Raw genomic sequence first — 1,989 nt, 5'->3', positions numbered from 1 at the left:
CCGCTGATGGCCGCGCCGGAGAACTTGAGGCCCGGCGGCAGCGTGCCCGCACTCAGGCGATACCCGTAGGGGCCGACGCCGCCCGTCACGCCGACCAGGGCGCGGTACGACTCGCCCAGATAGGCGACGGGCAAACTGGTGGGCCGAAAGGTCATCACGTCGGCTTTGGACGTGGTGGTGGTGCCGAGGGTGCCGGTACCCGCGTTCCCGGTGGACACCGAGCCGCAGCCCGCCAGCAGCGCGGCGCAGGTCGCGGCCAGCACCGTTCGCGCGGCCCACCGCGAGCCGCCGTTGTGGGGAGGTCTGTACATGAGCCGAGTTTAGCCCGCCTGCATGAGGACAGCGGGGGGCATCTTTCCTGCTGTTTCCAGAGCGATCCAGGCACCCTCTCCCGCGCTTGCGGGACGCCGCCAGATTGTGAAGGTGGGTATAAGATAGGGAACGCATGACTGTTTCCCGCGCCGCCGAGACCGACCCCCTGAGCGACTTGAAAGGGGCCAGATACGCCGAACTGCAGCAGATGTACGAGGGCCTTCAGGCCCAGTTCGAGCGCGGTCAGCTCAGCGAAGCCGAACTGCACGCGGCCTTCGGGGTTTTCTGGCGGCCCGACCCGGCCCTCAACGAGCCGCTCAACGCCTGGGTTCAGAGCTATCCCGAATCTTACGAGGCCTACACCGCGCTCGGGCACTGGCTGCTGTCGCGGGCCTGGGCCATGCGCGGCGACGAACCGGTCAGCCGCGTCACCGACCTGGGCTGGCGCGGCACGCTCCACTTTCTGGAACAGGCCGACACCTGCGCCCGGCACGCCGTCAACCTGGCCCGCAACCCGCTGACCGCCTGGCTGCTGATTGGCCGCGCCCGCAACCTCGCCGGGTGCCAGATGACCCTGGAAGACGTGCAGGAGCAGCGCTACCCCGAGTGGTTCTCGCGCCCGCTCGCCAAGAACCCGCGCAGCCTGGAACTGCGCCAGCTGATGCTCGACCACCTGCGGCCCGAGTGGGGCGGCAGCGACGAACACATGTTCGCCTTCGTGCGCCAGCAGGAGGCCGGGGGGCAGCTCGGCGCGGGCGACATCCACCGCCTGTGGGCCGACTACCACGCCCGCGTGTCGCACCACGCCCTGCACTTCCTGAACGACCTGGGTGAAGGGGTCAACCGTGCCCGCCTCGCTGCCGAGATGTACGAGCCACACAGCGAGTACCTGTTCGTGGCGCTGACCCGCGCCGTGGCCCCCGACGCCGAACGTCAGGACGCCCTGGAACGCTACCTGCACGCCGCCGAGCAGAACCCGGCGCTGCGGCCCCAAAGCACCTTCTACTGGGCGCTCTACAACAGTGACCGCTTTCTGGAGCCGCTGCTGCCGAGGGTGGCGCTGCTGCTTAGCCGCTGGGCCGCGTCGGGCACCTGGGCGGCGGCGGTGGCGCTGGGCCGCCTGACGTTGCTCAACCGCCAGTGGCAACTGCCCGACCCGTTGCCACTGCTGCGCCGCGCCCGCGACGAGGGCAGCCGCGAGGCCGCCGAAACCATCGTCTACCTTCAGGAAGAAGGGCTGGGCCTGCGGGCGGCGCTGACCGACAGCCGCACCAAGCGCACCGACGCCCTGCACGCTGCCGAACTGAGCAGCCCGGAGATGTGCTGGCGGGTCTACCAGAATTTTGCGCCGTACCGCGAGCAGTTCAGCCTGGACGCCCGGCAGCGCTACCGCTACCTGCTGCGGGCCGCCGACACCGGTCACAACGACGCCCGCTACGAACTGGCCCAGCAACTGCGGGCCGGGAATCTGGAAGTCGGAGAAGACGGCGTGCTGCGCCCGGTCAACACCCAGCCGCTGCAACAGAGCCTCGACTATGCCCGGCACCTACTGGAACGCGCCGCCGCCGAGGACCACCCCGGTGCGCTTCATGCCCTGCGCAACGCCCGTGAAGCCGACTGGAAAGCCGAAACGGCCCGCCGACTGCGCCCCCACAACCTGCTCGACCGCCTGGGCGG

The 1,989-nt window shown here is 69.9% G+C and carries 1 protein-coding gene and 1 pseudogene; one reads left to right on the top strand and one right to left on the bottom strand.

The window, feature by feature from the left end:
* Positions 1 to 311, bottom strand: a pseudogene (locus Q4C89_RS07540) (cell ssuface protein containing Ig-like domain protein); the annotation flags it as partial.
* Positions 312 to 445: 134 nt separating this feature from the next.
* On the opposite strand from Q4C89_RS07540, the gene Q4C89_RS07535 reads away from it, so the two are divergent.
* Positions 446 to 1,989 (top strand): DUF4034 domain-containing protein (locus Q4C89_RS07535; protein ID WP_303101994.1); only part of this gene is annotated, 1,544 nt, incomplete at its 3' end.

Origin of the sequence: Deinococcus sp. (genome assembly GCF_030523985.1) — a bacterium.
In the GTDB taxonomy this organism is placed as follows: Bacteria; Deinococcota; Deinococci; order Deinococcales; family Deinococcaceae; genus Deinococcus.
Note: the sequence above shows the minus strand (reverse complement) of the source record. Positions and strands in the feature narration are given on the sequence as shown.